The organism is Beijerinckia indica subsp. indica ATCC 9039, assembly GCF_000019845.1.
In the GTDB taxonomy this organism is placed as follows: domain Bacteria; phylum Pseudomonadota; class Alphaproteobacteria; order Rhizobiales; family Beijerinckiaceae; genus Beijerinckia; species Beijerinckia indica.
The window spans coordinates 2,583,292-2,604,137 of the sequence record NC_010581.1 but is presented as its reverse complement, the minus strand read 5'-3'; the positions used below and the strand labels follow the sequence as shown (position 1 = coordinate 2,604,137).

At 56.5% G+C, this 20,846-nt stretch carries 20 protein-coding genes; 11 read left to right on the top strand and 9 right to left on the bottom strand.

What is annotated here, in order from left to right; translation table 11 throughout:
- Position 1 precedes the first annotated feature (1 nt).
- Positions 2-574: a GNAT family N-acetyltransferase gene (locus BIND_RS11460; RefSeq protein ID WP_012385239.1), complete on the bottom strand. Its 573-nt coding sequence runs from the start codon at positions 572-574 to the stop codon at positions 2-4.
- Between the two features lie 197 nt (positions 575-771).
- On the opposite strand from BIND_RS11460, the gene BIND_RS11455 reads away from it, so the two are divergent.
- Positions 772-2,124, top strand: coding sequence for an IS1182 family transposase (locus BIND_RS11455; RefSeq protein WP_012383340.1), 1,353 nt, complete (start codon positions 772-774; stop codon positions 2,122-2,124).
- 157 nt (positions 2,125-2,281) lie between these two features.
- On the opposite strand, the gene BIND_RS20150 is transcribed toward BIND_RS11455, so the two are convergent.
- A complete protein-coding gene (locus BIND_RS20150) occupies positions 2,282-3,619 on the bottom strand; it encodes an ankyrin repeat domain-containing protein (RefSeq protein WP_012385238.1) in 1,338 nt (445 codons plus the stop codon).
- A 267-nt stretch (positions 3,620-3,886) separates the two neighbouring features.
- Here BIND_RS20150 and BIND_RS11445 point away from each other — a divergent pair, with 267 nt between their 5' ends.
- Positions 3,887-4,405 carry a cupin domain-containing protein gene (locus tag BIND_RS11445; protein WP_012385237.1) on the top strand — a complete coding sequence of 173 codons (519 nt, stop codon included), beginning with the start codon at positions 3,887-3,889 and terminating at the stop codon, positions 4,403-4,405.
- 76 nt (positions 4,406-4,481) lie between these two features.
- Here the strand turns inward: BIND_RS11445 and ypfJ are convergent, their stop codons facing one another.
- The 5 genes from ypfJ to BIND_RS11420 all read right to left on the bottom strand — a co-directional run bounded on the left by ypfJ (position 4,482) and on the right by BIND_RS11420 (position 8,906).
- Positions 4,482-5,363 carry a KPN_02809 family neutral zinc metallopeptidase gene (ypfJ, locus tag BIND_RS11440; protein ID WP_012385236.1) on the bottom strand — a complete coding sequence of 294 codons (882 nt, stop codon included), beginning with the start codon at positions 5,361-5,363 and terminating at the stop codon, positions 4,482-4,484.
- Between the two features lie 118 nt (positions 5,364-5,481).
- Positions 5,482-5,997: a DUF934 domain-containing protein gene (locus tag BIND_RS11435; protein WP_158304377.1), complete on the bottom strand. Its 516-nt coding sequence runs from the start codon at positions 5,995-5,997 to the stop codon at positions 5,482-5,484.
- Positions 5,990-6,730 carry a phosphoadenylyl-sulfate reductase gene (locus BIND_RS11430; RefSeq protein WP_012385234.1) on the bottom strand — a complete coding sequence of 247 codons (741 nt, stop codon included), beginning with the start codon at positions 6,728-6,730 and terminating at the stop codon, positions 5,990-5,992. The genes BIND_RS11435 and BIND_RS11430 overlap by 8 nt, the downstream gene beginning before the upstream one ends.
- Complete coding sequence (locus BIND_RS11425; RefSeq protein WP_012385233.1) at positions 6,717-8,378, bottom strand: nitrite/sulfite reductase; 1,662 nt, start codon at positions 8,376-8,378, stop codon at positions 6,717-6,719. The genes BIND_RS11430 and BIND_RS11425 overlap by 14 nt, the downstream gene beginning before the upstream one ends.
- A gap of 231 nt (positions 8,379-8,609) precedes the next feature.
- On the bottom strand, positions 8,610-8,906 hold the full coding sequence (locus tag BIND_RS11420) for a DUF2849 domain-containing protein (RefSeq protein WP_012385232.1): 297 nt from the start codon (positions 8,904-8,906) through the stop codon (positions 8,610-8,612).
- A 182-nt stretch (positions 8,907-9,088) separates the two neighbouring features.
- Between BIND_RS11420 and cysT the strand changes: the two genes are divergently transcribed.
- From cysT to BIND_RS11380, 9 genes are all read left to right on the top strand, one after another.
- A complete protein-coding gene (cysT, locus tag BIND_RS11415) occupies positions 9,089-9,919 on the top strand; it encodes a sulfate ABC transporter permease subunit CysT (RefSeq protein ID WP_012385231.1) in 831 nt (276 codons plus the stop codon).
- Positions 9,912-10,832 carry a sulfate ABC transporter permease subunit CysW gene (cysW, locus tag BIND_RS11410; RefSeq protein WP_012385230.1) on the top strand — a complete coding sequence of 307 codons (921 nt, stop codon included), beginning with the start codon at positions 9,912-9,914 and terminating at the stop codon, positions 10,830-10,832. The genes cysT and cysW overlap by 8 nt, the downstream gene beginning before the upstream one ends.
- 118 nt (positions 10,833-10,950) lie before the next feature.
- Complete coding sequence (locus BIND_RS11405) at positions 10,951-12,009, top strand: sulfate/molybdate ABC transporter ATP-binding protein (protein WP_012385229.1); 1,059 nt, start codon at positions 10,951-10,953, stop codon at positions 12,007-12,009.
- Positions 12,010-12,137: 128 nt separating this feature from the next.
- Positions 12,138-12,812, top strand: coding sequence for a DedA family protein (locus BIND_RS11400; RefSeq protein ID WP_012385228.1), 675 nt, complete (start codon positions 12,138-12,140; stop codon positions 12,810-12,812).
- A gap of 744 nt (positions 12,813-13,556) precedes the next feature.
- Complete coding sequence (locus BIND_RS11395; protein WP_012385227.1) at positions 13,557-14,198, top strand: DedA family protein; 642 nt, start codon at positions 13,557-13,559, stop codon at positions 14,196-14,198.
- 1,181 nt (positions 14,199-15,379) lie between these two features.
- On the top strand, positions 15,380-16,684 hold the full coding sequence (locus BIND_RS11390; RefSeq protein ID WP_012385225.1) for an MATE family efflux transporter: 1,305 nt from the start codon (positions 15,380-15,382) through the stop codon (positions 16,682-16,684).
- A gap of 3 nt (positions 16,685-16,687) precedes the next feature.
- A complete protein-coding gene (locus BIND_RS22195; RefSeq protein ID WP_280109982.1) occupies positions 16,688-16,822 on the top strand; it encodes a hypothetical protein in 135 nt (44 codons plus the stop codon).
- A gap of 46 nt (positions 16,823-16,868) precedes the next feature.
- On the top strand, positions 16,869-17,756 hold the full coding sequence (locus BIND_RS11385; RefSeq protein ID WP_041778055.1) for a DUF937 domain-containing protein: 888 nt from the start codon (positions 16,869-16,871) through the stop codon (positions 17,754-17,756).
- Positions 17,757-18,055: 299 nt separating this feature from the next.
- Positions 18,056-19,438, top strand: coding sequence for a glutamate--cysteine ligase (locus BIND_RS11380; RefSeq protein WP_012385223.1), 1,383 nt, complete (start codon positions 18,056-18,058; stop codon positions 19,436-19,438).
- 73 nt (positions 19,439-19,511) lie between these two features.
- Here the strand turns inward: BIND_RS11380 and BIND_RS11375 are convergent, their stop codons facing one another.
- A complete protein-coding gene (locus BIND_RS11375) occupies positions 19,512-19,835 on the bottom strand; it encodes a porin (protein ID WP_148210621.1) in 324 nt (107 codons plus the stop codon).
- 242 nt (positions 19,836-20,077) lie between these two features.
- On the bottom strand, positions 20,078-20,830 hold the full coding sequence (locus BIND_RS11370; protein WP_012385221.1) for a 16S rRNA (uracil(1498)-N(3))-methyltransferase: 753 nt from the start codon (positions 20,828-20,830) through the stop codon (positions 20,078-20,080).
- Positions 20,831-20,846 lie beyond the last annotated feature (16 nt).

The window sequence follows — 20,846 nt, the reverse complement described above, 5'->3', positions numbered from 1 at the left end:
GTCAAATATCTGAAGAAGCGGTGAGCGATAACCAGCGCGCCCGGCTAAGGCGGTAAAGCACTTGATATTGCAGGGGATGTTCCTCGGGTACATGGGGATGGTTAAAGTCATCATTGGGATTATAGGACATAGCCACCTTTTCCATGACCCGCCGAGACTTCTGATTATTCGGGACTGTATTCGCGACGATCTCAGGCAGCTGGAGTGTCTCGAAACCAAATCGGATCGCAGCATTGGCCGCTTCAGGTGCATAACCGAGTCCCCAGAATGCTCGGGCAATTCGCCAGCCAACTTCGACTGCCGGTGTGAAGTGAGCATCATAGCTAACTCGAAGTAAGCCAACTGCGCCCACGAAGGCGCCTCCCTCTCTCGTCTCGACCGCCCAGAAACAAAAGCCGTGCTCCGCCAAATGGGCGAGCTGACAATTTATCCATGCGTCCGATGCGTCGCGAGACGGTAGGGGTAATAAGTATTCCATCACGCTTGCATCCGCAGACATTTCTGCGAACGGTTGTCTATCCCTTTCCTCCCAGGACCGTAAGATCAGTCGCTTTGATAAGAGCCGAACTTCCAATATCCTTTCCCCTTGAATTCAGTCGATATTCGCTTTTCCGGAAAGTCCATTATTCTTAATTTTGCGACTTTCAGATTGCATTTGCAATGACAGGAACAAGCTGACTACCACTTTGCGCCTATTCTGTTGAAAAAGTCGATATTGCGTGGATGGTAGATCGCTGATTCAATCCAGTTGAAAAGCAAGGGTTGAAGGTGATGATCGGACCGCGGCAAGTCGAGCAAGGGGTACTCTTCTATAATTTCTCGCTCGATGTTCATGTGCCGCCGGACCATTTGCTGAGAGCGATCGACCGCTTTGTCGACCTTTCGGATTTGCGGCAGGAGCTGGCGCCTTTTTACAGCGCGACGGGCCGTCCTTCCGTAGATCCCGAACTCATGATGCGGATGCTAATCATCGGCTATTGCTGCGGCATTCGTTCGGAACGACGCCTCTGTGAGGAGGTCCATTTGAACCTCGCTTATCGCTGGTTCTGCCGTCTGGGCCTTGAGGGCCGTGTTCCTGATCATTCCACTTTCTCGAAGAATCGTCATGGCCGTTTTCGTGAGTGCGATCTGCTGCGACGTCTGTTCGAGACTGTCCTGCAGCGCTGTATCGAGGAAGGCCTGGTCGGAGGAGAAGGCTTCGCCATTGATGGTAGCCTCATCAAAGCCGATGCCAGCCGTCAGACTTGTGTGCCGGGAGCCGAAGGGTTGCCAGCGGATACAATGAGCCGGGCCGTAGAGGAATATCTCACAGTGCTTGACGATGCCGCTTTCGGCGCCGCAACATCCGTAAAGCCGAAGTTCATTTCTCCAGCCGACCCAGCGGCCCGCTGGACGGGCGCTCAGGGAGGACCGGCCTATTTTGCCTATACAGTCAATTATCTGATCGACACGGATCATGCGATCATCGTGGATGTCGAACCGACCACGGCCATTCGCCAAGCCGAAGTCACGGCAGCCAAACGCATGATTGAGCGGACGATGGCCCGTTTCGAGCTTTATCCAGAGAGCCTTGCTGGCGACACGGGCTATGGCTCCGGCGAGATGCTCGGCTGGCTCGTTTACGAGCAGGGGATCGAGCCGCACATTCCCGTCTTCGACAAATCCACCCGGACTGATGGAACCTTTTCGCGTGGCGATTTCGTCTATGATCATGAAGGCGATGTCTATTTCTGTCCTGCAGGAAAGATGCTCACGAGCAAGGGAACATTGGTAAATGATGGTGCAACGCTGCTCTATCTTGCCAGCAAGTATGATTGTGATGAGTGCGCCCTGAAATCGCGCTGTTGTCCCAACACACCCGCGCGCAAGGTGCCACGATCCATCTACGAGGGCGCGCGTGATATGGCCCGCGATATCTTGCAGTCGAAGGAGGGCCGGACATCACAGCGTCTGCGCAAAAAGGTCGAGATGCTGTTTGCCCATCTCAAACGGATCTTGCACCTCGATCGGCTCCGATTGCGCGGGCCAAATGGGGCGCGGGATGAATTCCATCTCGCAGCCACAGCCCAGAACTTGAGGAAGCTCGCCAAGCTCATCCCAATACCACAGCCAAAACCAGTATAAGAGGGGCCTCGTCCTATCACCGTCTATAAATGACGCGCTTCAAATGCGTTTCGTCGCCGGAAAAGCCAACCCTTTTTCAACAGAATACGCCATGAGCAGTCATTTAATCGAAGAGTTCATCAGACCAAAGCAGCTGTTTCGCCTTACTTTCGTAAGTTTATTTTTTACCTAGTCTGCTGTGTAGCAGTTCAAGAGTCTTCGTAAATTTATACTCTATTGCATATTTTTCCACTGTCTTGCCTTCATTAGATTTCGCGGCAATGTCCGCACCTGCTTCGATTAGCGCTATGGCTGCATTGTCGTTTTCGACTGACAAAAGCGGTGTGGCTCCATATTTGTTCCTGATCTCCAGATTTGCACCTGCCTTCACGAGCAATTGCACAACATCAGCATTGGTGGCTCGATGCAGTGCTGTTGAGCCCTCTTCGTTTTGAAGGTTGGGATCGGCCCCTGCACTGAGCAAAAGCCGGGCAACGGCAGCAATATCGGTACCCACCTTCTCATCATTACGATGGCGCGCTCTCCATATGTTTATCAAAGCCGTGTTACCGTCTGTGTCCTGGGCGTTGACGTTTGGGCCGTATTTGAGGATTTCTTCAACGACAAGTGGATTTCCGGAGCTTGCTGCTCTGCGCAATGCTGCTTCCCTGACATCTGAAGGGCCGGCTGAAAATGCTCCTTTAGCCAAGAGGGCTTGAACAATCGCAGTTCGTCCGGCGCCACTGGCTTGTTCAATAGCCGTGGGACTATTTATCGAGCGAAAGGGAATTGATATCCGGCCAGTTGCTGGCGCCCCCTCGGCGAGCAGACCGAAAAGCACCTCATCGGGTGCAGACGCTGCACCGTTGGCCAGGATCGTCGCCGCAGCCTCTGAATGAAAGTCAAAATGCTCGTTGCGCAGGCTTGGAAGAGTTTTGCTATCGCCGTATACCCAACGATTCGCACCGATCCTATCGATTTCGTCTTCGAGCGCGGTGACAGCCTTTGGCATACCTACCGCAAGACCGACATAGTCAATCACCGACTTCTTATGACTGCCGATCATAAGCGTCACTTGATATTTCGGAGAGTCATAAAACGGGGCGATATAACTATTGTTAAGGGACCAGAAATCTGCTTTTCGGAACTGTGCCAATAAGCACTGAATGGTTTCCGGTGAAACTTCAAAAGCGTGCTGCCCGGTAACAAGGACGAAGTCTTTGCCCGTATATAACGCTGACCCATCGCCCCGCAGTTCGATGGAATAGCTCGGACATGAACCGCGACACAGCGATCGCTCTAGCGATATCCGAACGGAGCTGAGCGTACCATTTGGCATCGTGTGATGGGCGAGTGGCCGATTTGATTTTTTGAGTGGACCGATCATGATACTAGCGGCTAAGCCATCTTCAATGACTCGATGATTCGAAGCCGGCGTATCCGGGCAGGCGGCCATGCCGAAATTTGTAGGTCCGATGATGTAACCAATCACTGTTATTGCGATCAGCTTTTCCACCTTCAATTTACAGATCCTTCGTATCTCTCGAAGCAGGAGATCGCCTCACATACAAATAGTCTAAGTGGCAGACGAATTTTGGTCAACTTCCGCTATCCATTTGATTCGATTCTTCGCGATTGTTCTATAATTATCGCCTTGGGGCGCTGATTCCGCTCCTCGAGATCGATGCGATCGACTCAATGATGCCTATGCGTTACACGTCACGGAGGTAATCCAGTGACATCTATTTGTAATCGACACCGGGCGTATAGGGGAGAGTGAGCGATGACCAAGCCGATCATCAATATTGCGGACGTTGCACTGCATCCGCGTCCTCCGGGTTTCGCGCCGACTGGCGCGGTGGCGGAGCGCTATGATGCACGGATGGGTTTTATTGGCGCGGGTCTTGGTGCCTCTAAGCTCGGTTACAATATCACCGCCATACCTCCGGGCAAGCGGGCTTTTCCATTCCACAATCATCGCGTGAACGAGGAAATGTTCTTCGTGATCACTGGCACTGGTGAGATTCGCATCGGCGAAAACACCTATCCCATCCGGGAAGGCGATATCATCGCTTGCCCGGCCGGTGACAAGGAGACCGCGCATCAGATCGTCAATACCGGAACGCAGGAACTGCGTTATCTGGGCGTCAGTACCAAACTTTCGCCCGAGATCGCCGAATATCCGGATACGGGGAAGTTCGGTGTCCTCGCCGAATATTCACCCGGCCCCGATGGACAACCAAACAGGTTCGCCTTCGTTGGCCGGGCAGAACAAAGCACCGATTATTGGGAAGGGGAATAATCGGGCGAGCGACACAGGCAGGGCCGAGGATTTTCGTGCCCGAGGATTTTCGTACCTATGCCTGTCTCTGATCAGTTTATTGCGCGAATGTATTGCAGGAATCGATCTGGCCTGAGCGCAAACCGGTGTTCAGCCATTGTGTGCGCTGGGCGGCGGAGCCATGCGTGAAGGAATCCGGCACGGCATAGCCGCGCGAGGATTCTTGCAGGCGATCATCACCAATCGCCTGGGCCGTGCTGATCGCTTCCTGGATATCGCCCGGCTGCAAGGTCTGGAATTTGCGGTCGGCATTGGCGGCCCAGACACCGGCTAGGCAATCGGCCATGAGTTCCAGGCGCACGGAATAGGCATTGGCCTGGGCCTGGCTGCTGGCCCGTTGTTGCGCCGCCTGAACCTTTGGCAGAATACCGAGGAGATTTTGCACGTGATGGCCGATTTCATGGGCGATCACATAAGCATAGGCGAAATCGCCACCGCCCCCGAGGCGCTTTTGCATATCCCGGAAGAAGGCAGTGTCGAGATAGACTTTCTGATCATTCGGGCAATAGAACGGCCCCATGGACGCCTGAGCACCGCCGCAGCCCGATCGCGTCGAGCCGCTATAGAGCACGAGTCTCGGCTTTGTATAGGCGACGCCTTTTTGCTGCGGCAGCACATCCGACCAGACGTCTTCCGTCTGAGCCAAGACAGCCGCCACGAATTGCCCCATCTGATCACTGGGCGCGCCGGCGTGCGGCGGGCGCGTTTCGCTCTGTGTATATTGGTGGCGCGCGCTATTGACCATTTCGGCGCCGCCGATCAAAAGCCGCGGGTCGATCCCCAAGGCCCAGCCGACAAGGCCGAGCACGATGACCGCGCCAAGGCCGAGCTGGCCACCGCCAAACCCACCTCCGCTGGTCGGACCCTCGGCGCGGCGGTCCTCGACATTATCAGAGCGCCGAAAACTTTCCCATTCCATGCCTACCTCCGGCCGAAGCTCCTTGCAGGGCTTCGAAGACGAATCGATGGAAAATTATACCCCGTTTCGCGGCATGAAGTTCAAGGAAGAAGTTGACCGCCTGTTTGAGGCGAAAGGCTCAGGATGCCCGGGCGCGGCGCGCCCACGGTCTTGTCCCGACGGCTGTTTCGGTCCCCAGGGCCGGCTGATAAAATGTCCCGAGGTCCGGCCGTTTTCCCGCCTCCAAAAGCTTGAGGGTTGCCGGATCGGTAATTTCGAAAGCATCGAAACCGCAGCGCGCCAGCAATTGCAATTGATCGTAGAAGATTTCACCAGTGGCGCGAAGTTCGCCCTGATAGCCGTAATAGCTGCGTAATTCGCGCGCCATGGAATAACCGCGCCCGTCGGTGAATTTCGGAAAATCCACGCTGATCAGGATAAGCCGCGGCAGATCGAGGAGAAGCTCCTTGACGGAGGCTTTGGGCTCGATCTTGATGCCAGGGGTCAGGGAAGCGGGCAGGTGGTCCTTTTCGGCCTGCCAGCGCGCTTCGCTGAGAAGAACCTTGCCGCTTGTCGGCAGGGACTCGTCATCCGCGATCTTTTGCCATTCATCGGCTTGCAAAGCATTGTTCTTGAACAGGAGCATGTCAGGCATCCGGGCTCGGTTCGAGCTTTTTGATATGAATCCCGCATTCGACCTTGCCTTTGTCGCGCCAGCGGCCGGCGCGCGCATCTTCTCCCGGTCTGACCGGAGAGGTGCAGGGAATGCAGCCGATGGAAGGATAGCCTTTAGCGACGAGCGGGTGCGCGGGCAAATCCCACTTTTTGAGATAGGCGGCAAGATCTTGTGCCGTCCATCCCGCAAGCGGATTGACCTTGATGCGGGATGTGCCTTCCTCCTGCTCGAAGAAGGACAAAGCCGCGCGGGTTGCCGCCTGGAAGCGCTTGCGTCCCGTGATCCAGGCGTCGAAGGGTTCGAGCGCATTTGCGAGCGGCAGCACCTTGCGGATTTCGCAACAGCGGTCGGCATTGCTCGCCCAGAGGAAGTTTTCCGGATCTTCCGCCGCGCGCTGGGCAGGTTCCGGCTTGATGACACGGACATCCTTCAGCCCCAAAAGCTCGACGAGCGTGTCGCGATAAGCGAGCGTTTCGGGAAACAGGAGGTCCGTGTCGATGAACAGGACCGGCAAAGCCGGATCGATCTTGGCCGCAAGATGCAGAAGCACCGCCGATTCCGCGCCAAAGCTCGAGACGAGGGCGATACGGCCAGGAAACAGAGTCTCGATCACCAGGCGCAGAAAGGCCTGCGGCTCCATAGCGGCGAAGCGGCGCGAAAGCGCCGCTGTCGTGTCGGGATTATCGAAGAGAGGGACGTCAAGGCTGGGCATAAAGAGCCTCCTTGAAGGGAGCCATGCCGACGCGGCGGAAAGCGGTGATGAAATCCTCATCGCGGCTTTGGCGAAGGGAAATATAGGCGTCGACGATCCGTTCGATCGCATCGACGATTTCCTCGGAGGAAAAGCTGCGGCCCGTGATCTCGCCGATGGTGCAGGCGTCATCCGCCGTGCCGCCGAGCGTGATCTGATAGGCTTCCTCGCCACTCTTATCGAGGCCTAGAATGCCGATATGACCCACATGATGATGTCCGCAAGCATTGATGCAGCCTGATATATTGACCGTGAGGCCGCCGATATCCTCGGCCCGCGTGCCGTTGCCAAACCGTTCGGAAATGCGCTGTGCGATGGGAATCGAACGTGCCGTCGCGAGCGCGCAATAATCGAGGCCGGGGCAGGCGATAATATCGGTGACAAGGCCTCTATTGCCGATCGCAAGGCCGTGTTGCACGAGCGCGTCGAAAACGGCGGGAAGATCGTCGAGCGCCACATGCGGCAAGACGAGATTCTGTTCGTGCGCGACGCGAATCTCGCTTTGCGAATAGGTTTCGGCGAGATCGGCCACCGCTTCCATTTGTTCGGCGGTGGCATCGCCGGGAATGCCCCCGGTGGGTTTCAGGGAAATGGTCACAATGCCATGGCCCGCGATCTTGTGCTGAGCGACATTATGCTCGACGAATGAGCGGAAGGCTGGATCGGTGGCCTTGCGCGCCTCCACGCGCCCGGAGGTTTCGGCGCGAGGTGTCAGCCCGGGCGGGGCGAAATAGGCGCGGATGCGCTCGATCTCTTCCGCCGGCAATTGGAGAGGATCGACATGGTGGTGCTTGGCGAAATCCTCTTCCACCTCGGCCCGAATGACATCGGCGCCTTTTTCCCCGACCAGGATCTTGATCCGCGCCTTGTATTTATTGTCGCGCCGACCCTCGAGATTATAGATGCGCAGAATTGAGTTCGTATAGGAAAGCAGATCTTCCTTGGGCAGAAAGTCGCGGATCTTATGCGCGACCAGGGGCGTGCGTCCGAGCCCGCCGCCGACATAGACCGTGAAGCCGATCTCACCTGCCGCGTTGCGCACGATCTGATAGCCGATGTCATGCACCCGCAGGGCTGCGCGATCATGCGAGGCTCCATTCACGGCAATCTTGAACTTGCGCGGCAGGAAGGAAAATTCCGGATGCAGCGATGACCATTGCCGCAAAATCTCGGCATAGGGGCGGGGGTCTTCGATCTCATCGGCGGCGGCGCCCGCGAAATGGTCAGCGGTGACATTGCGGATGCAATTGCCCGAGGTCTGGATCGCATGCATTTCGACCGAGGCGAGCTCGGCGAGAATATCCGGGCAATCGGCGAGCGCCGGCCAGTTGAACTGAATGTTCTGCCGCGTGGTGAAGTGACCGTAGCCTTTGTCATAGCGGCGCGCGATGAAGGCGAGTTTGCGCATCTGCGTGGACGACAAGGTGCCATAGGGTATGGCGATGCGCAGCATATAGGCGTGCAATTGCAGATAGACGCCATTCATCAGCCGCAGCGGCTTGAACTGCTCTTCGTCAAGTTCGCCCGAGAGCCGCCGCGTCACCTGATCGCGAAATTGTGCGACGCGGCTCGCGACGAATTGGGCGTCGAATTCATCATAACGATACATGCGTTTTTGCCTGTATAAAGGGTGCGCCCTTGGAGCTTCTTGCCTCAGCGCTTTGCTAAGCAGATTCGATGCTCGAAAATCCGATCCGTTTAGAGGGAAACGCCCAGCGTTTCAAAACCTCTGTAGCGGGGTACCTTCCAAGTGGACTGCTTACATCGGTTTGCCAAGAGAGCTTCCTGAGTGGATTTTTCGAGTCTGGCTGAGTGAAAAAACCCTCAATCCGTGGGGCCTTCAAGAATGTGGCGCATAATTGATCGTCGGCCCCTTGGCGCGGATCTTATCGCGCATTTTAAGGGCTGTGACGTCCGGCGCCTGTGTCGCGACTTCGACGAGAAACGGATCGAGAATCAGGGCTTTTTTGACATCGGCGCGCGCTTGTTCGAGGCCGGCCGCAGCGGCCTCGCCATCGGGATAGACATGGGCGGCGGCGATATTGTCCAGCCAGGCGCCATCCGTTCCGAGATAGACGACATGACCATCGGTGAGACGGTTGGCGGAAATCACCTGAGGCGCGATTTTTGCGATCATGAACAAATCTTGACAAGACGAGGAGGAGGGATTGCCAACCCTCCTATAATCCAATTAACATGAAATAGCGAGATTTAAGAATAAATACCGCGCAAAATATGTGAATTTGACTTGCCTCGTTTGCCCTCGTAGGATAATTTCCTATAGGGTATATAGACTTCAGGGCCTATCAGGAGCCAGATTTGTCCTTTCGGCGTCCATCCATTCTGCCTGGTTTCGGCCTGACGCTTGGCTATACCCTCGTCTATCTTGCCGTCATTGTTCTGTTCCCGCTGGCGCTCCTCATCCTTCGGGCAAGCAGTCTCGGGATCTGGGGTTTTTGGCAGATCGCCACGGAGCCGCGCGTGCTCGCGGCCCTAAGGACCAGTTTCGGCATTGCCTTGGCCGCAGCGGCCATCAATGTCGTTTTTGGCGGCATCATCGCCTGGGTTCTCGCCCGCTATGAATTTCCCGGACGACGCATCATCGATGCGATTGTCGATCTTCCCTTTGCCTTGCCGACGGCGGTCGCGGGTATCGCGCTCGCTTCGCTCTATGCGCCGAACGGCTGGGTTGGCGCCCTCGTCGCGCCGCTGGGTTGGCGCATTGCCTTTACGCCGCTCGGCATCGGCATCGCTTTGATCTTTATCGGCTTGCCTTTCATCGTCCGGACGGTGCAGCCGGTCGTGGAGGAGCTTGAAAGCGATGTCGAGGAGGCCTCGGCCACGCTCGGCGCGACACGCGTTCAGACGCTCTTCCGTGTCATTCTGCCGGGTCTCATCCCGGCTCTACTGACCGGCTTTGCCTTGGCTTTCGCGCGGGGCGTCGGGGAATATGGGTCGGTGATCTTTCTCGCCGGCAATATTCCTTTCGTTTCGGAAATCGCACCCCTGCTGATTGTCGTCAAACTCGAGCAATTCGATTATGCGGCGGCGACCGCCATCGCGACCTTGATGCTCATCGTGTCTTTTTCGATTCTCCTTGTCATCAATATCATCCAGGCGTGGAGCCGGCGGAGGTTTGGTTATGTCTGAGACCCTGGTCGACTGGTCGCAGGAGGCCGGTTTCGCGCTTCCTGCCCAGCAAAAGGTCAAGCGCCGGGTTCGGACTCCCGCGACGACGGAAGGCCCGTTTCTGACGGGGGCTCTCATTGCCATTGCCTTGGCTTTTTTGCTCTTCTTTCTGGTGCTGCCGCTGATCGTCGTCTTCTACGAAGCGCTCAGTCATGGAATAGGCACTTATTGGTCTGCTCTTGCGGAGCCTGACGCGCGCGCCGCGATCGGACTGACGCTTTTCGTCGCGGCCATTGCCGTTCCGCTCAACGTCGTTTTCGGTCTCGCCGCCGCCTGGGCCATCGCGAAATTCCAGTTTCCGGGCAAAAGTTTTCTGATCACCCTGATCGATCTGCCGTTCTCGGTCTCCCCCGTGGTTGCCGGCCTCGTTTATGTGTTGGTGTTCGGGGCGCAGGGTCTGTTGGGACACTGGCTGCAAGCCAATGATATCAAAATCATCTTCGCCGTGCCCGGCGTCGTTCTGGCGACGATTTTCGTGACCTTTCCATTCGTTGCCCGGGAAATCATTCCGCTGATGGAGACACAAGGCACGGTCGAGGAAGAAGCCGCGCTGACGCTCGGGGCGAGCGGTCTTGCGACCTTCTTCCGCATCACGCTTCCCAATATCAAATGGGCCTTGCTCTATGGCGTCCTGCTTTGCAATGCGCGGGCAATGGGCGAGTTCGGGGCTGTTTCCGTGGTGTCGGGCCATATTCGCGGTTTGACCGATACCATGCCGCTTCACATAGAAATTCTGTATAATGAGTATAATATTGCGGCTGCTTTTGCCGTGGCGTCGCTGCTCGCGCTTCTGGCGCTCGTGACGCTCATCGCCAAGACCGTGCTCGAAAGCCGGTTCGGCGACGAACTCGCCAGAGGTGCCCGCCGACACTAAGCAAGCCAGATAGGGTTGCTTAGGGATCAATTGGATAGCTCTTTATCATCACCTCCGGCTTAGCGCCGGAACGCTGCTTTCCCTCGCTTTTTGAAGAAGCAGGGTTTGGAGAACCACAATGCAGATTCGTGCCCTCGATATCATCAAGCGGTTTGACGAACAGTCCAAGGGGGCCGTCCTCGACCGAGTGAATCTGAATGTGGTGAGCGGCGAACTTCTGGCCTTGCTCGGTCCTTCGGGCTCCGGCAAGACGACCTTGCTCCGGATCATCGCCGGTCTCGACACGCCGAGTGAGGGAAGTATTTTTTTTGGTGAGGAAGATGCTTCACAATTGAGCGTGCAGGAGCGGCGTGTTGGCTTCGTCTTCCAGAATTATGCCTTGTTCAAACATTTGAATCTCGAGGATAATATCGCTTTCGGCCTGACCGTGCGCGATAGCTCGACGCGGCCGCCGAAAGGGGAAATTCGACGCCGCGCGCTCGAACTTCTCGATCTCGTTCAATTGTCCGGTCTCGGCAAACGTTATCCAGCCCAGCTTTCAGGTGGCCAGAGGCAACGCGTGGCGCTCGCCCGTGCTTTGGCCGTCGAACCGCGTGTTCTGTTGCTCGATGAGCCTTTTGGCGCGCTCGACGCCAAGGTCCGGCGTGATCTGCGTTCCTGGTTGCGGGAAATCCACGATCGCACCGGCCATACGACTTTGTTCGTTACCCATGACCAGGATGAGGCTCTTGAACTCGCCGACCGCGTTGCCGTGCTGTCCCAGGGACGAATTGAACAGATCGGTTCGCCAGACGATATTTATGATCGTCCGGCGACGGCTTTCGTGCATGGCTTCATCGGCGAGGCCAGCGCCTTGAAGGCTGTCGCGCGGGAAGGGCATGTGTTCGTCGGCGACAAGCAGCTTGCGCTCCCGGTGCGGCAGACGGGCAATGGCAAGGGCCGATTGTTCATCCGCCCGCAGGATGTCGTGATCGCGCAGGGGGGGCACGCGACGATCGACGCGGAACTCGTTTCCTTGCGGAGAAGCGGCCCCATCCGGCGGGCTGAAGTCGCTCTGGCGGGCGACGCAGGCCGCATCGAAATTGATGCCCCAGCCACTCTCACGCTTGCGCCCGGCGAAAAAATTCCCCTGCATTTCTTGCGCGGAACCTTCTATCCGGACACGCAGACGGCCTGACCTTTTCAAATGCGAGAGGGAGACATGCCGTGGCGGATTTGCTATAGCCGCACGCCATAAGCGGTTTCGGCACTGGTTGAGTGGTCAAACCTTCCAGCACGCCTCTGCTCGCGAGGTCTACTCCCATCATGTCATTGACCACGGCGATCCCAGCCGTCATTTCCCATTACGGCTATTGGGCAGTTTTCGGCATGGTGGCGATGGAAAGCCTTGGTGTTCCGCTGCCTGGCGAAACGGTTCTGATTTCGGCGGCGATTGCGAGCGCGGCGCTGCACGATATGAATATCGTTCTCGTCATTGCCGCCGCCGTGGTCGGCGCGTCCCTTGGTGACAATATCGGCTATTGGGTCGGCCGCAATTACGGCGCGCAGCTTCTTGCCAAACACGGCCAGAAAATCGGGCTTGGTGAACGCCAACTCAAACTCGGCCATTTTCTCTTTCAGAAACACGGCGCCAAAATCGTTTTCTTCGGACGATTCGTCGCTTTTCTACGAACTTTCGCGGCCCTTTTGGCAGGAGCCAATCATTACGATGCCCGGCGTTTCATGGTTTTCAACGTCATGGGCGCGATTTTATGGGCCACGACTGTGGGCCTGCTTGGCTATGGTTTCGGTGCTGCGGCCGAACGGCTCGCAAAACCCTTCAGCCTGACTTTGGCGGTCTTGAGCGTGGCGACGCTGATTTGGCTCTGGCCGATCTATAAGCGACGGGAAAGCGCTTTGATGCAGGAAGCGGAAGCCATGGCGGCACGGGAAGAACAAGCTCAAGAGGAGCAAGGCTCAGGCAAGCCCAAAGCGTCATGAAGTGAGAGCGTCGGGAGCGAGATCAATTTCGGAATCGATCCGATGTTTTCTTAATCGTTTCCGCGAAGTCTATTCTCTTTTTTAAGATAAGATCTTGTGCGGAGTTGTTAAACAATTTTGCGAATCGATCGTAGTTTGAAAGACGCTGATGACCGATTCACGATTTCAAGGATCATCCTTGCGGGAACACGGCTATTCGCCCAAATAAACAACCCAAAGGAGAGAAAGCTTTGGGTCGGATGAGCGTGCATGACGGGACTTTGGAATTCGAACGTCAGTTTTGCGCGATGCGCCCGCCAACGTTCTGGAACATTGGATGTTCACGTTGAAACCTTTCCGATGCTTTCGTGCAGTTTGGAGAAATCGTTCACTTCACGTCAAGAAAAGGCCTTCATTCAATAGGCTAGAATATTGTCTTGAAGCGAGGACTCTTGACAGGGCTTTAGAGCATCAAGCCAAAGGCAGTGCTGCAATTGGCGGGTTTTGATGTGTTTATAAAGACTTATAACTCGTTCTTGAACGCGGCTCATGCGCGATGCGGCAAAGCCTTTAGCAAGACATCAACCCATGATCTCTATCTCTTTGTTTAAATGTGTAATCCATGCCCAGAAATCGAAGGCTTGGGAGACGCGTTCGATCAAGAGCTCTGCTTGGGTCTTTCCCCACGGGGCTTCTTTTTTGGGAAGAATTTTTCCTTCACTCTGATAAACCGTCCAGGCTCAGATTTCTGAATTTGGAGATTGCGTGTTTCTGACCAACATCGAGCCCTATATTGCCCAGCATGGCTACTGGGCCGTCTTCGTGATCGTCCTACTCGAGAGCGCTGGTGTGCCTCTGCCAGGGGAAACCGCCCTGATTCTGGCTGCCGGCTATGCGGGCGCGACGGGGCAGATGAATCTCCTCTGGATCATCATAGCGGCGGCGGCCGGGGCCATTCTTGGTGATAATCTCGGGTTTTGGATTGGGCGGCGATGGGGCGCCAAATTTCTCCTGCGTTACGGCAAATATATCCATTTGCCTGAAAGCCGATTGCGGCTAGGGCAGTTTCTCTTCAAGAAACATGGGGCCAAAATCGTCTTTTTCGGTCGTTTCGTGGCCTTTTTGCGTGTCCTCGCCGCACTTCTTGCCGGTGTCAATCACTTCGGCTGGGGACCTTTCCTCGTCTATAACGCGGCTGGCGCTATCGTCTGGTCTGTCATTATGGGCGGAGGGGCTTATATTTTTGGCGATTCGGTAGCCAAAGTCAGCGGACCCTTGGGGCTCATTGCTCTGGCCATATTCGTTGGGGCCATCATCGCCTTTATGGTCGTCGTTCGCCGCGAGGAACGTAAATTCGAAGAGCAGATCGCTGGCTGTGCCGATGTCGATATCGGGACATTGCCTTAAAACGCAAGTATGACTGAGCTTTGCAAGCAATAGACAAGCATATACTTATGTATGCTTGTTCTGATAGAAGATATTCTTGGAACAAAGCGGGGCAGGCGCGTTTTCGGAGATCCCTAATCAAGAACAAGATTAAAGGGTTCTCCAATGCGACCGGCTTTTTAGACGTTTATTTTCTGATGGTCGCGATGACAGCCTCAACACTTGTCTTGGTCTATACCGACCTCGAATATGCAGGAAATCCCCCCGAGCCTTGATCCTGAACTGGGCCGGTTGCACCTCAACACAATATTTTATGCCAGTGCCCAGCAAGTCCGAAATTCGTTGCGGATGGGGCGAGCGTCAGCCAGAGCGAGCGCTATAGGCTCCCTGCCGCGACGGGAGGCCTCACACACTCTGTCGGAACCCCAACCGACTCCCGCCGTTCTCTTTTTATCCCTCTGGGGGGCGGACGGTTGGGGTTATCCGCGGCGAGAACAGTGCCGGCTGCTGTGGAAAACTTCCGAGTCATGCGATCGAGGCCGTCAACATGGAGTCCTTCGATGCGGCAGAGAGTTTGGAAATTGGTGGTCTGGTCCGTCATTATAGCGGGGGCAACGCCCGTTTTGGCACAAATGGAGCCTGGGCGAACAGGAAATCCCAAGGAAACCATCCCAGAGATTGATCGTTCGCAACCGACGACTACACCTTATATGGGTGTTCCCCTGCCGCAAAATCCGTTGCGGGAGGGACGAAGCAGCAGTCCGGGCGGGAAACATGAACCTGCCAACGGGGGTAGCGGGTCTTCAAAAAGCATGGAGCCGGGGATGGGCAACAGCGCGCCCGTGCCTTACCCCAATTCGACGGAAGAAGGCGACAATGTCTTGTTCCATAAGAAATGGCCCCAATAAGGCACGGGAATAACCGTTAAATATGAGGCGCTTTGGAGTGGTTATGTAGGCCGCGAGAGGAGGCGCCAGGCATGATCTAGCCGGGCGTCCTCATCGCGACGCGCGGCCTTTGAACCCCATTTGACAATTTCATCTCGAAAGTGCTCTGTGGCGGCATTTATTATGCCTGTTCGCGTTCGCATGGGGCAAATTTGTCCTATGCCAGCATTTTGCGGCCTTTCCATCAATTCCGGTCGATCCTCATTGAACGCCCCCATATCCCCGCCACGCGCTGTTTTCACGCAAGGCGCGCCCATGCGCCACGTGCTGGTCATGACGGGCGCCGGTTCGATCGGCTTAATTGCCGCCTTTCTGGTCGATTTTCTCTCGCTGCTCTATGTTTCGCGTTTGAACGATGCGCATCTGACGGCTGCCGTGGGCTTTTCGAGCCAGGTCCTGTTTTTCCCGATTTCGATTGAAATCGGCCTGTCGATTGCCATCGGGGCGGTGGTCTCTCGCGCGATTGGCGCTGGAGATCGCGTTAGGGCGCGCCAATTAGCGGCCTCCGGGCTTGTCCATGTTGGCTTGCTTCTGGCGGTGCTCGTCCTCGCTATCATGCCCTTTCTGGACGAAATTCTGATTTTCGCCGGTGCGAGCGGGGAGGCTTTGGAGGTCGGCAGCCGCTATCTCGCCGTGACATTGCCGAGCATGATCTTTCTTGGTTTCGCCATGGCCTTGGGCGGATTGCTACGGGCGGCCGGCGATGCCAAGCGCTCCATGTATGTGACCCTCGGCGGCGGCGTCGTAACGGCCATTTTAGACCCTTTATTCATTTTTACCCTCGGCCTTGGCGTTCAGGGTGCGGCGATCGTCGCTTTTCTCTCGCGGATCGCTTGTATGCTGGTCGGCTTGCATGGCGCTGTTCTGCGTCATGATCTCATTGGTCGGCCGAGATTGCGAGCAATCGCTGGCGATGCCAGGCCCATTTTCGGCATTGCGATACCGGCAATTCTGACCAATTTGGCGGCGCCGGTGGCCAATCTCTATTGCCTGCGGATTTCCGCTTCTTTCGGCGAAGGCATTGTGGCGGCTTTCGCGCTGATCGACCGGCTGACACCTCTCGCTTTTGGCGTTCTCTTTGCCTTATCGGGCAGTGTCGGGCCGATCATGGCCCAAAATCTCGGCGCCTGCCTGCCGCATCGGGTCCGCCGCACCTTCACGGATTGCCTGATCGTCTCCGCCGTCTATACGATTGTGGTCTGGGTGGTGCTCTGGCTTGCCGCGCCAGCGCTCGCAACCCTTTTCGCCGTTGGTGGCGAAACACGCCAGCTATTGGTTTTTTTCTGTACTTATGGCGGCGCGCTTTGGCTGTTTCTCGGCGGCATTTTCGTCGCCAATGCGGCTTTCAACAATCTTGGATATCCGCTGCTCTCGACCTTTTTCAATTGGGGGAGAGCAACACTTGGCACCATACCTTTTGTGACTTTGGGCGCGCATCGTTTCGGGGCCATAGGCATTCTCCTAGGGTTGATGCTGGGTGCGGTCTTGTTCGGTCTTGGTGCCATGGCCGCCGCTTATGTCGTGACCAACCGGCTGATCAAAAATCCCAAAAACGTGTAACCCATGCGTAACCCCAAAGCTGGCAATTCTTCTGGCAACTCTTGGGACAAGGATTATCTGTTAAAACAAGCAGATAAAGATCTGTTTTCCGTTTCGGCTGAAGCAGCAACGGCTCTAACAGCCAGAACCATGGGGTGATCGTTATGCAAGGCGCTTTTGGTGCGTCAAATGGATTGCAAAAGCGATGTCCACCGTGGGCTCGGATGCTGTAGCATCCCTTTTGCGCAAGGAGGAATCGTCGATGTTCAACCTTTATGAATTACTCCAGACTGCCCACGGCGGGCAGGCCGCAGAAAATCTAGCGAAACAATTCGGCATTTCACCGGAACAAGCAGAAGCGGTCATGCAGGCTGTCACTCCTGCATTATCCTCTGGTTTCCAAGCCAATATGATGAATCCGGCGGCCTTCGGCTCGTTTCTCGGCGCCATGGGCAATCCGAATTATCAGGCGGCCTATAACGATCCCAATGCGGCGAGCGCGGCCGCGACCGAGAACCAGGGCAATGACCTTTTGGCCCAGATGTTCGGCCCCCAGGCGCTTGAGCCTATGGCCAAACAGGCGGCGGCCCTGAGTGGTCTCAGCCCCCAAGTCATCCAGAGAATGCTGCCCGTCCTCGCATCCATGCTGATGGGTGGTTTCCTTTCCGCCATGCAGCAGAAAGGTTTTGGCGGCCTGTTCGATCAGTTGACAAAAGGGGGAGCGGGCGGCTTCGGGTCGATTTTCGGTCAGATATTCGGCAATGCTGCCGCGCCGGCTCCGCAACAACAGCCTCAGACCGAACCGACGGGACAGGCCCCGGCAAGCGGCGGTGGCCTTGGCGATCTTTTGGGTTCTGTTCTCAGTCAGGCGTTTGGTGGGCAGCGGCCGGGGAATTGGCAAGGGCAACAGGCCCCGACCGGCATGCCTTCGATGCCGGGTTTCGATCCAGCGACGGTTCAAGCGAGTTTTGAGGCCCTGAGTAAAATGTTCCAGCCCGGTGCTGGTGCGACGCCTGCGCGTGCTGCCTCGGATTCTCCCGGTGAAAATTTGTCGGAAGAGATCGGCGATATTCTGAGCAATAAGAAAAGATAAAATTGAGCTTGTTGCCAGGCCCCATGAATTTTTCTGTGCTCACCCGTGTAGCGGGCTTGCTCCGGAACGCACCTCCGCAAAAGGCCTGCGCGCGGGAATGCATTGCGCCTTGGCGCGCGCGCGCCTATGAAGCTTGGCGGTGTCGGTTCTGCCGGCCTGCCTGATTGGGGTCAGTAGGGACGTTGTTATTCTGTTGAATCACAAATGCTCCCTATCTCTTTGTTTTAACGCATAATACCTGGCCCCAAAGTGTCCAGCTTTCGGGAGGGGTATGCTCTAAAGTAGATGAAAGCGCGTCAATGGCCCGCGACGTTTCGGATTCAACGCTCATCACGTCGCGCACGGAACTCGTCGCGTGGTTTTTCGATGGAATGAAATCGCCCAGTCAATTCCGGGTCGGCACCGAACACGAAAAATTCCCCTTTTACCGCTCTAGCCATGCGCCGGTGCCCTATGAGGGTGAGCGGGGTATCAAGGCCTTGCTCGATGGCATGAAGGAAGCGCTGCAATGGGCGCCGATCACGGATCGAGACAATATTATCGGCCTTTATGATGAAAAGGGCGGTGGTGCGATCTCTCTCGAACCCGGCGGCCAGTTCGAGCTGTCTGGCGCTCCGCTTGAGACCATCCACGAGACAAGCGAGGAATTGACGAGCCATTTCGCGATGCTCGAAAAGGTCGCGGGTCCGCTCGATATCGGTTTTCTTCTGATCGGCATGACGCCTAAATGGCAGCGCGAAGAGATTCCCGCCATGCCGAAACAGCGCTACGACATCATGCGCCGTTATATGCCGAAGGTCGGCACGCGGGGCCTCGACATGATGTTTCGGACCTCGACCGTTCAGGCCAATCTCGATTATGCGAGCGAGGCCGATATGGTGCTGAAACTGCGCGTTACGCTGGCCCTGCAACCCTTGCTGACGGCGCTTTTCGCCAATTCTCCTTTCACGGACGGCAAGCTCAACGGCCTGCTTTCCGCGCGGTCGGAGATCTGGCGCGATACGGATCGCGCCCGTTCCGGCATGCTGCCTTTTGCCTTCGAGGATGGCATGGGTTTCGAGCGTTATGTCGATTATGCGCTCGATGTGCCGATGTATTTCGTCAAACGCGGTGAAACCTATCACGATGTGGCAGGGGCGAGTTTTCGCGATCTTCTGGCGGGCAAGCTGCCGCAATTGCCGGGCGAACAGGCGACCTTGTCCGACTGGGCCAATCATTTATCGACGATTTTTCCGGAAGTGCGGCTGAAACGTTATCTTGAAATGCGCGGTGCCGATGTCGGCCCCATTCCGGCTTGCCTTGCCCTCTCGGCGCTCTGCGTCGGTTTGCTCTATGATCAGACATCGCTTGATGCCGCCTGGGACCTGGTCAAATCCTGGAACGCCGAGGAACGCCAGGCTCTGCGTGATGATGTGCCGCGCTTGGGGCTTGAGGCCTCGATCAAGGGCCGCAAATTGCGCGAGATCGGCCGTGAGGTTTTGACCCTGGCTCAGGCCGGATTGAAGGCGCGCGACAAGCGTGATGCGGTTGGACGGGACGAGACCTATTTCCTCGCTCCGCTCGACGCTGTCCTGAAAGAGGGGACGGAAGCGGAAAAGCTGATCGCCCTTTATAAGAAGGATTGGAACGGTTCGGTGGAAAAGCTCTTCGATCAGGGCTCACCGGTCTTCGCGCCCGTTTGAAGGCAATCTTTTGCTCCATGGACCGCAATAAGGCGCCGCAATAAGGCTCGGCATTAAAGCGCGTATTGGTGGATCACCGGGCGAAAAACGGATCCATGGCCCCGGAGGATTGCGGCAGGCGAAGACGGCTTCTGCCTGCAGGGTCGAAGGTCTCGTCCTGAACCGGGTTGCGATCGTTACGCATGGTGGCAGGCATGGCGCTGGGCGCGGTGCGGTTCGGCGATTCCTGATCGAGCGAGGAACCGTGTCCGACCCTGACATGGCCATCTATGCGCACACAAGTGTCCCCACCTTCGACTGTGACAAAGCCGGGTCCATAGGCAGCGCAGGGCAGAGCCTCCCTTTCTCCGCTGGAAAAGGTGCCCGTTTGGGCTCGTCCCTCATCGAGGGGAGTCAAAAGAATGCAACCGAGCATGACACTAAAAAAACACGTGTCGTCATGACGAACCAAATTGAAAAACCGCAAATCAACAAAGTCCAACGGGTCCACGGTGAACCGGCATTGGGGCGATATCGTGATAGGGTCTAAATTCTCTATCCCAGGACCTTTCCCCTGAGGAGAGAGAGGATCGAGAATAAACAGAGGTTTTTAATTTTCCCTAACAAACTTTAGCCTGCCGAAAGATGCCGCGCCATGGATCATTCGTCGCGGATGGCCTGGACCAGCGCCAGTACGGCGACGGCGGCCGTATCGGCGCGCAGGATCCGCGGGCCGAGTGAGATTCGAATGTGATTCGGCTGGCTTACAAGAAGATCCCGTTCCGTGGCGTCGAACCCTCCTTCCGGGCCAATGAGGACATCGGCGCCTCGGCAGGCAACGCCGCCAGGTCGCAGGGCTTCCCGTAGCGCCGCGAGCGGGCCGATCGGTGGCGCATCCTCGTCGCAGAAAACGAGGACTCGGTTCTGATCGCGGCGGGCGAGATAGGCGTCAAGTTTCACAGCTTCCGCAATCTCCGGCAGGGTCAGGATGCCGCATTGCTCGGCCGCCTCAATGGCGTTGGCGCGCAGGCGCTCGAGATTGATGCGCTCATTCTGGGTGCGCCGCGTGAAGAGGGGTTGCAGGAGGCTCGCTCCCATTTCGACAGCTTTTTGCGCCATGTAATCGAGCCGCGCATGTTTCAGCGGCGCGAAGAGATAATGCAGATCATTGTCAGGCTCCTGCGTACGGACCTGCTCAATGGGCTCGATCTGGACCGTTTTGCGGCCAGACTCCTTGAGCGCCGCCCGCCATTCTCCCTCGCGGCCGTTGAAAACGAGGATGTGATCCCCAGCCACAAGGCGCAGGACCGTGCAGAGATAATGTGCCTGGGACTTGTCCAGTGCGACCGTGCCGCCGGCTCGCAACGGCTGATCGAGATAGAGCCGTGGCGCGGAAAAATCGTAATGCGGCATAGTTTAAGCCCCGACT

Bases quoted from the DNA above. Each gene is read 5' to 3' on its own strand.
- BIND_RS11455 (WP_012383340.1), top strand. From the start codon at position 772: ATGATCGGACCGCGGCAAGTCGAGCAAGGGGTACTCTTCTATAATTTC.
- BIND_RS11445 (WP_012385237.1), top strand. From the start codon at position 3,887: ATGACCAAGCCGATCATCAATATTGCGGACGTTGCACTGCATCCGCGT.
- ypfJ (WP_012385236.1), bottom strand. From the start codon at position 5,363: ATGGAATGGGAAAGTTTTCGGCGCTCTGATAATGTCGAGGACCGCCGC.
- BIND_RS11435 (WP_158304377.1), bottom strand. From the start codon at position 5,997: ATGCCTGACATGCTCCTGTTCAAGAACAATGCTTTGCAAGCCGATGAA.
- BIND_RS11430 (WP_012385234.1), bottom strand. From the start codon at position 6,730: ATGCCCAGCCTTGACGTCCCTCTCTTCGATAATCCCGACACGACAGCG.
- BIND_RS11425 (WP_012385233.1), bottom strand. From the start codon at position 8,378: ATGTATCGTTATGATGAATTCGACGCCCAATTCGTCGCGAGCCGCGTC.
- BIND_RS11420 (WP_012385232.1), bottom strand. From the start codon at position 8,906: ATGATCGCAAAAATCGCGCCTCAGGTGATTTCCGCCAACCGTCTCACC.
- cysW (WP_012385230.1), top strand. From the start codon at position 9,912: ATGTCTGAGACCCTGGTCGACTGGTCGCAGGAGGCCGGTTTCGCGCTT.
- BIND_RS11405 (WP_012385229.1), top strand. From the start codon at position 10,951: ATGCAGATTCGTGCCCTCGATATCATCAAGCGGTTTGACGAACAGTCC.
- BIND_RS11400 (WP_012385228.1), top strand. From the start codon at position 12,138: ATGTCATTGACCACGGCGATCCCAGCCGTCATTTCCCATTACGGCTAT.
- BIND_RS11390 (WP_012385225.1), top strand. From the start codon at position 15,380: ATGCGCCACGTGCTGGTCATGACGGGCGCCGGTTCGATCGGCTTAATT.
- BIND_RS22195 (WP_280109982.1), top strand. From the start codon at position 16,688: ATGCGTAACCCCAAAGCTGGCAATTCTTCTGGCAACTCTTGGGACAAG.
- BIND_RS11385 (WP_041778055.1), top strand. From the start codon at position 16,869: ATGTCCACCGTGGGCTCGGATGCTGTAGCATCCCTTTTGCGCAAGGAG.
- BIND_RS11380 (WP_012385223.1), top strand. From the start codon at position 18,056: ATGGCCCGCGACGTTTCGGATTCAACGCTCATCACGTCGCGCACGGAA.
- BIND_RS11370 (WP_012385221.1), bottom strand. From the start codon at position 20,830: ATGCCGCATTACGATTTTTCCGCGCCACGGCTCTATCTCGATCAGCCG.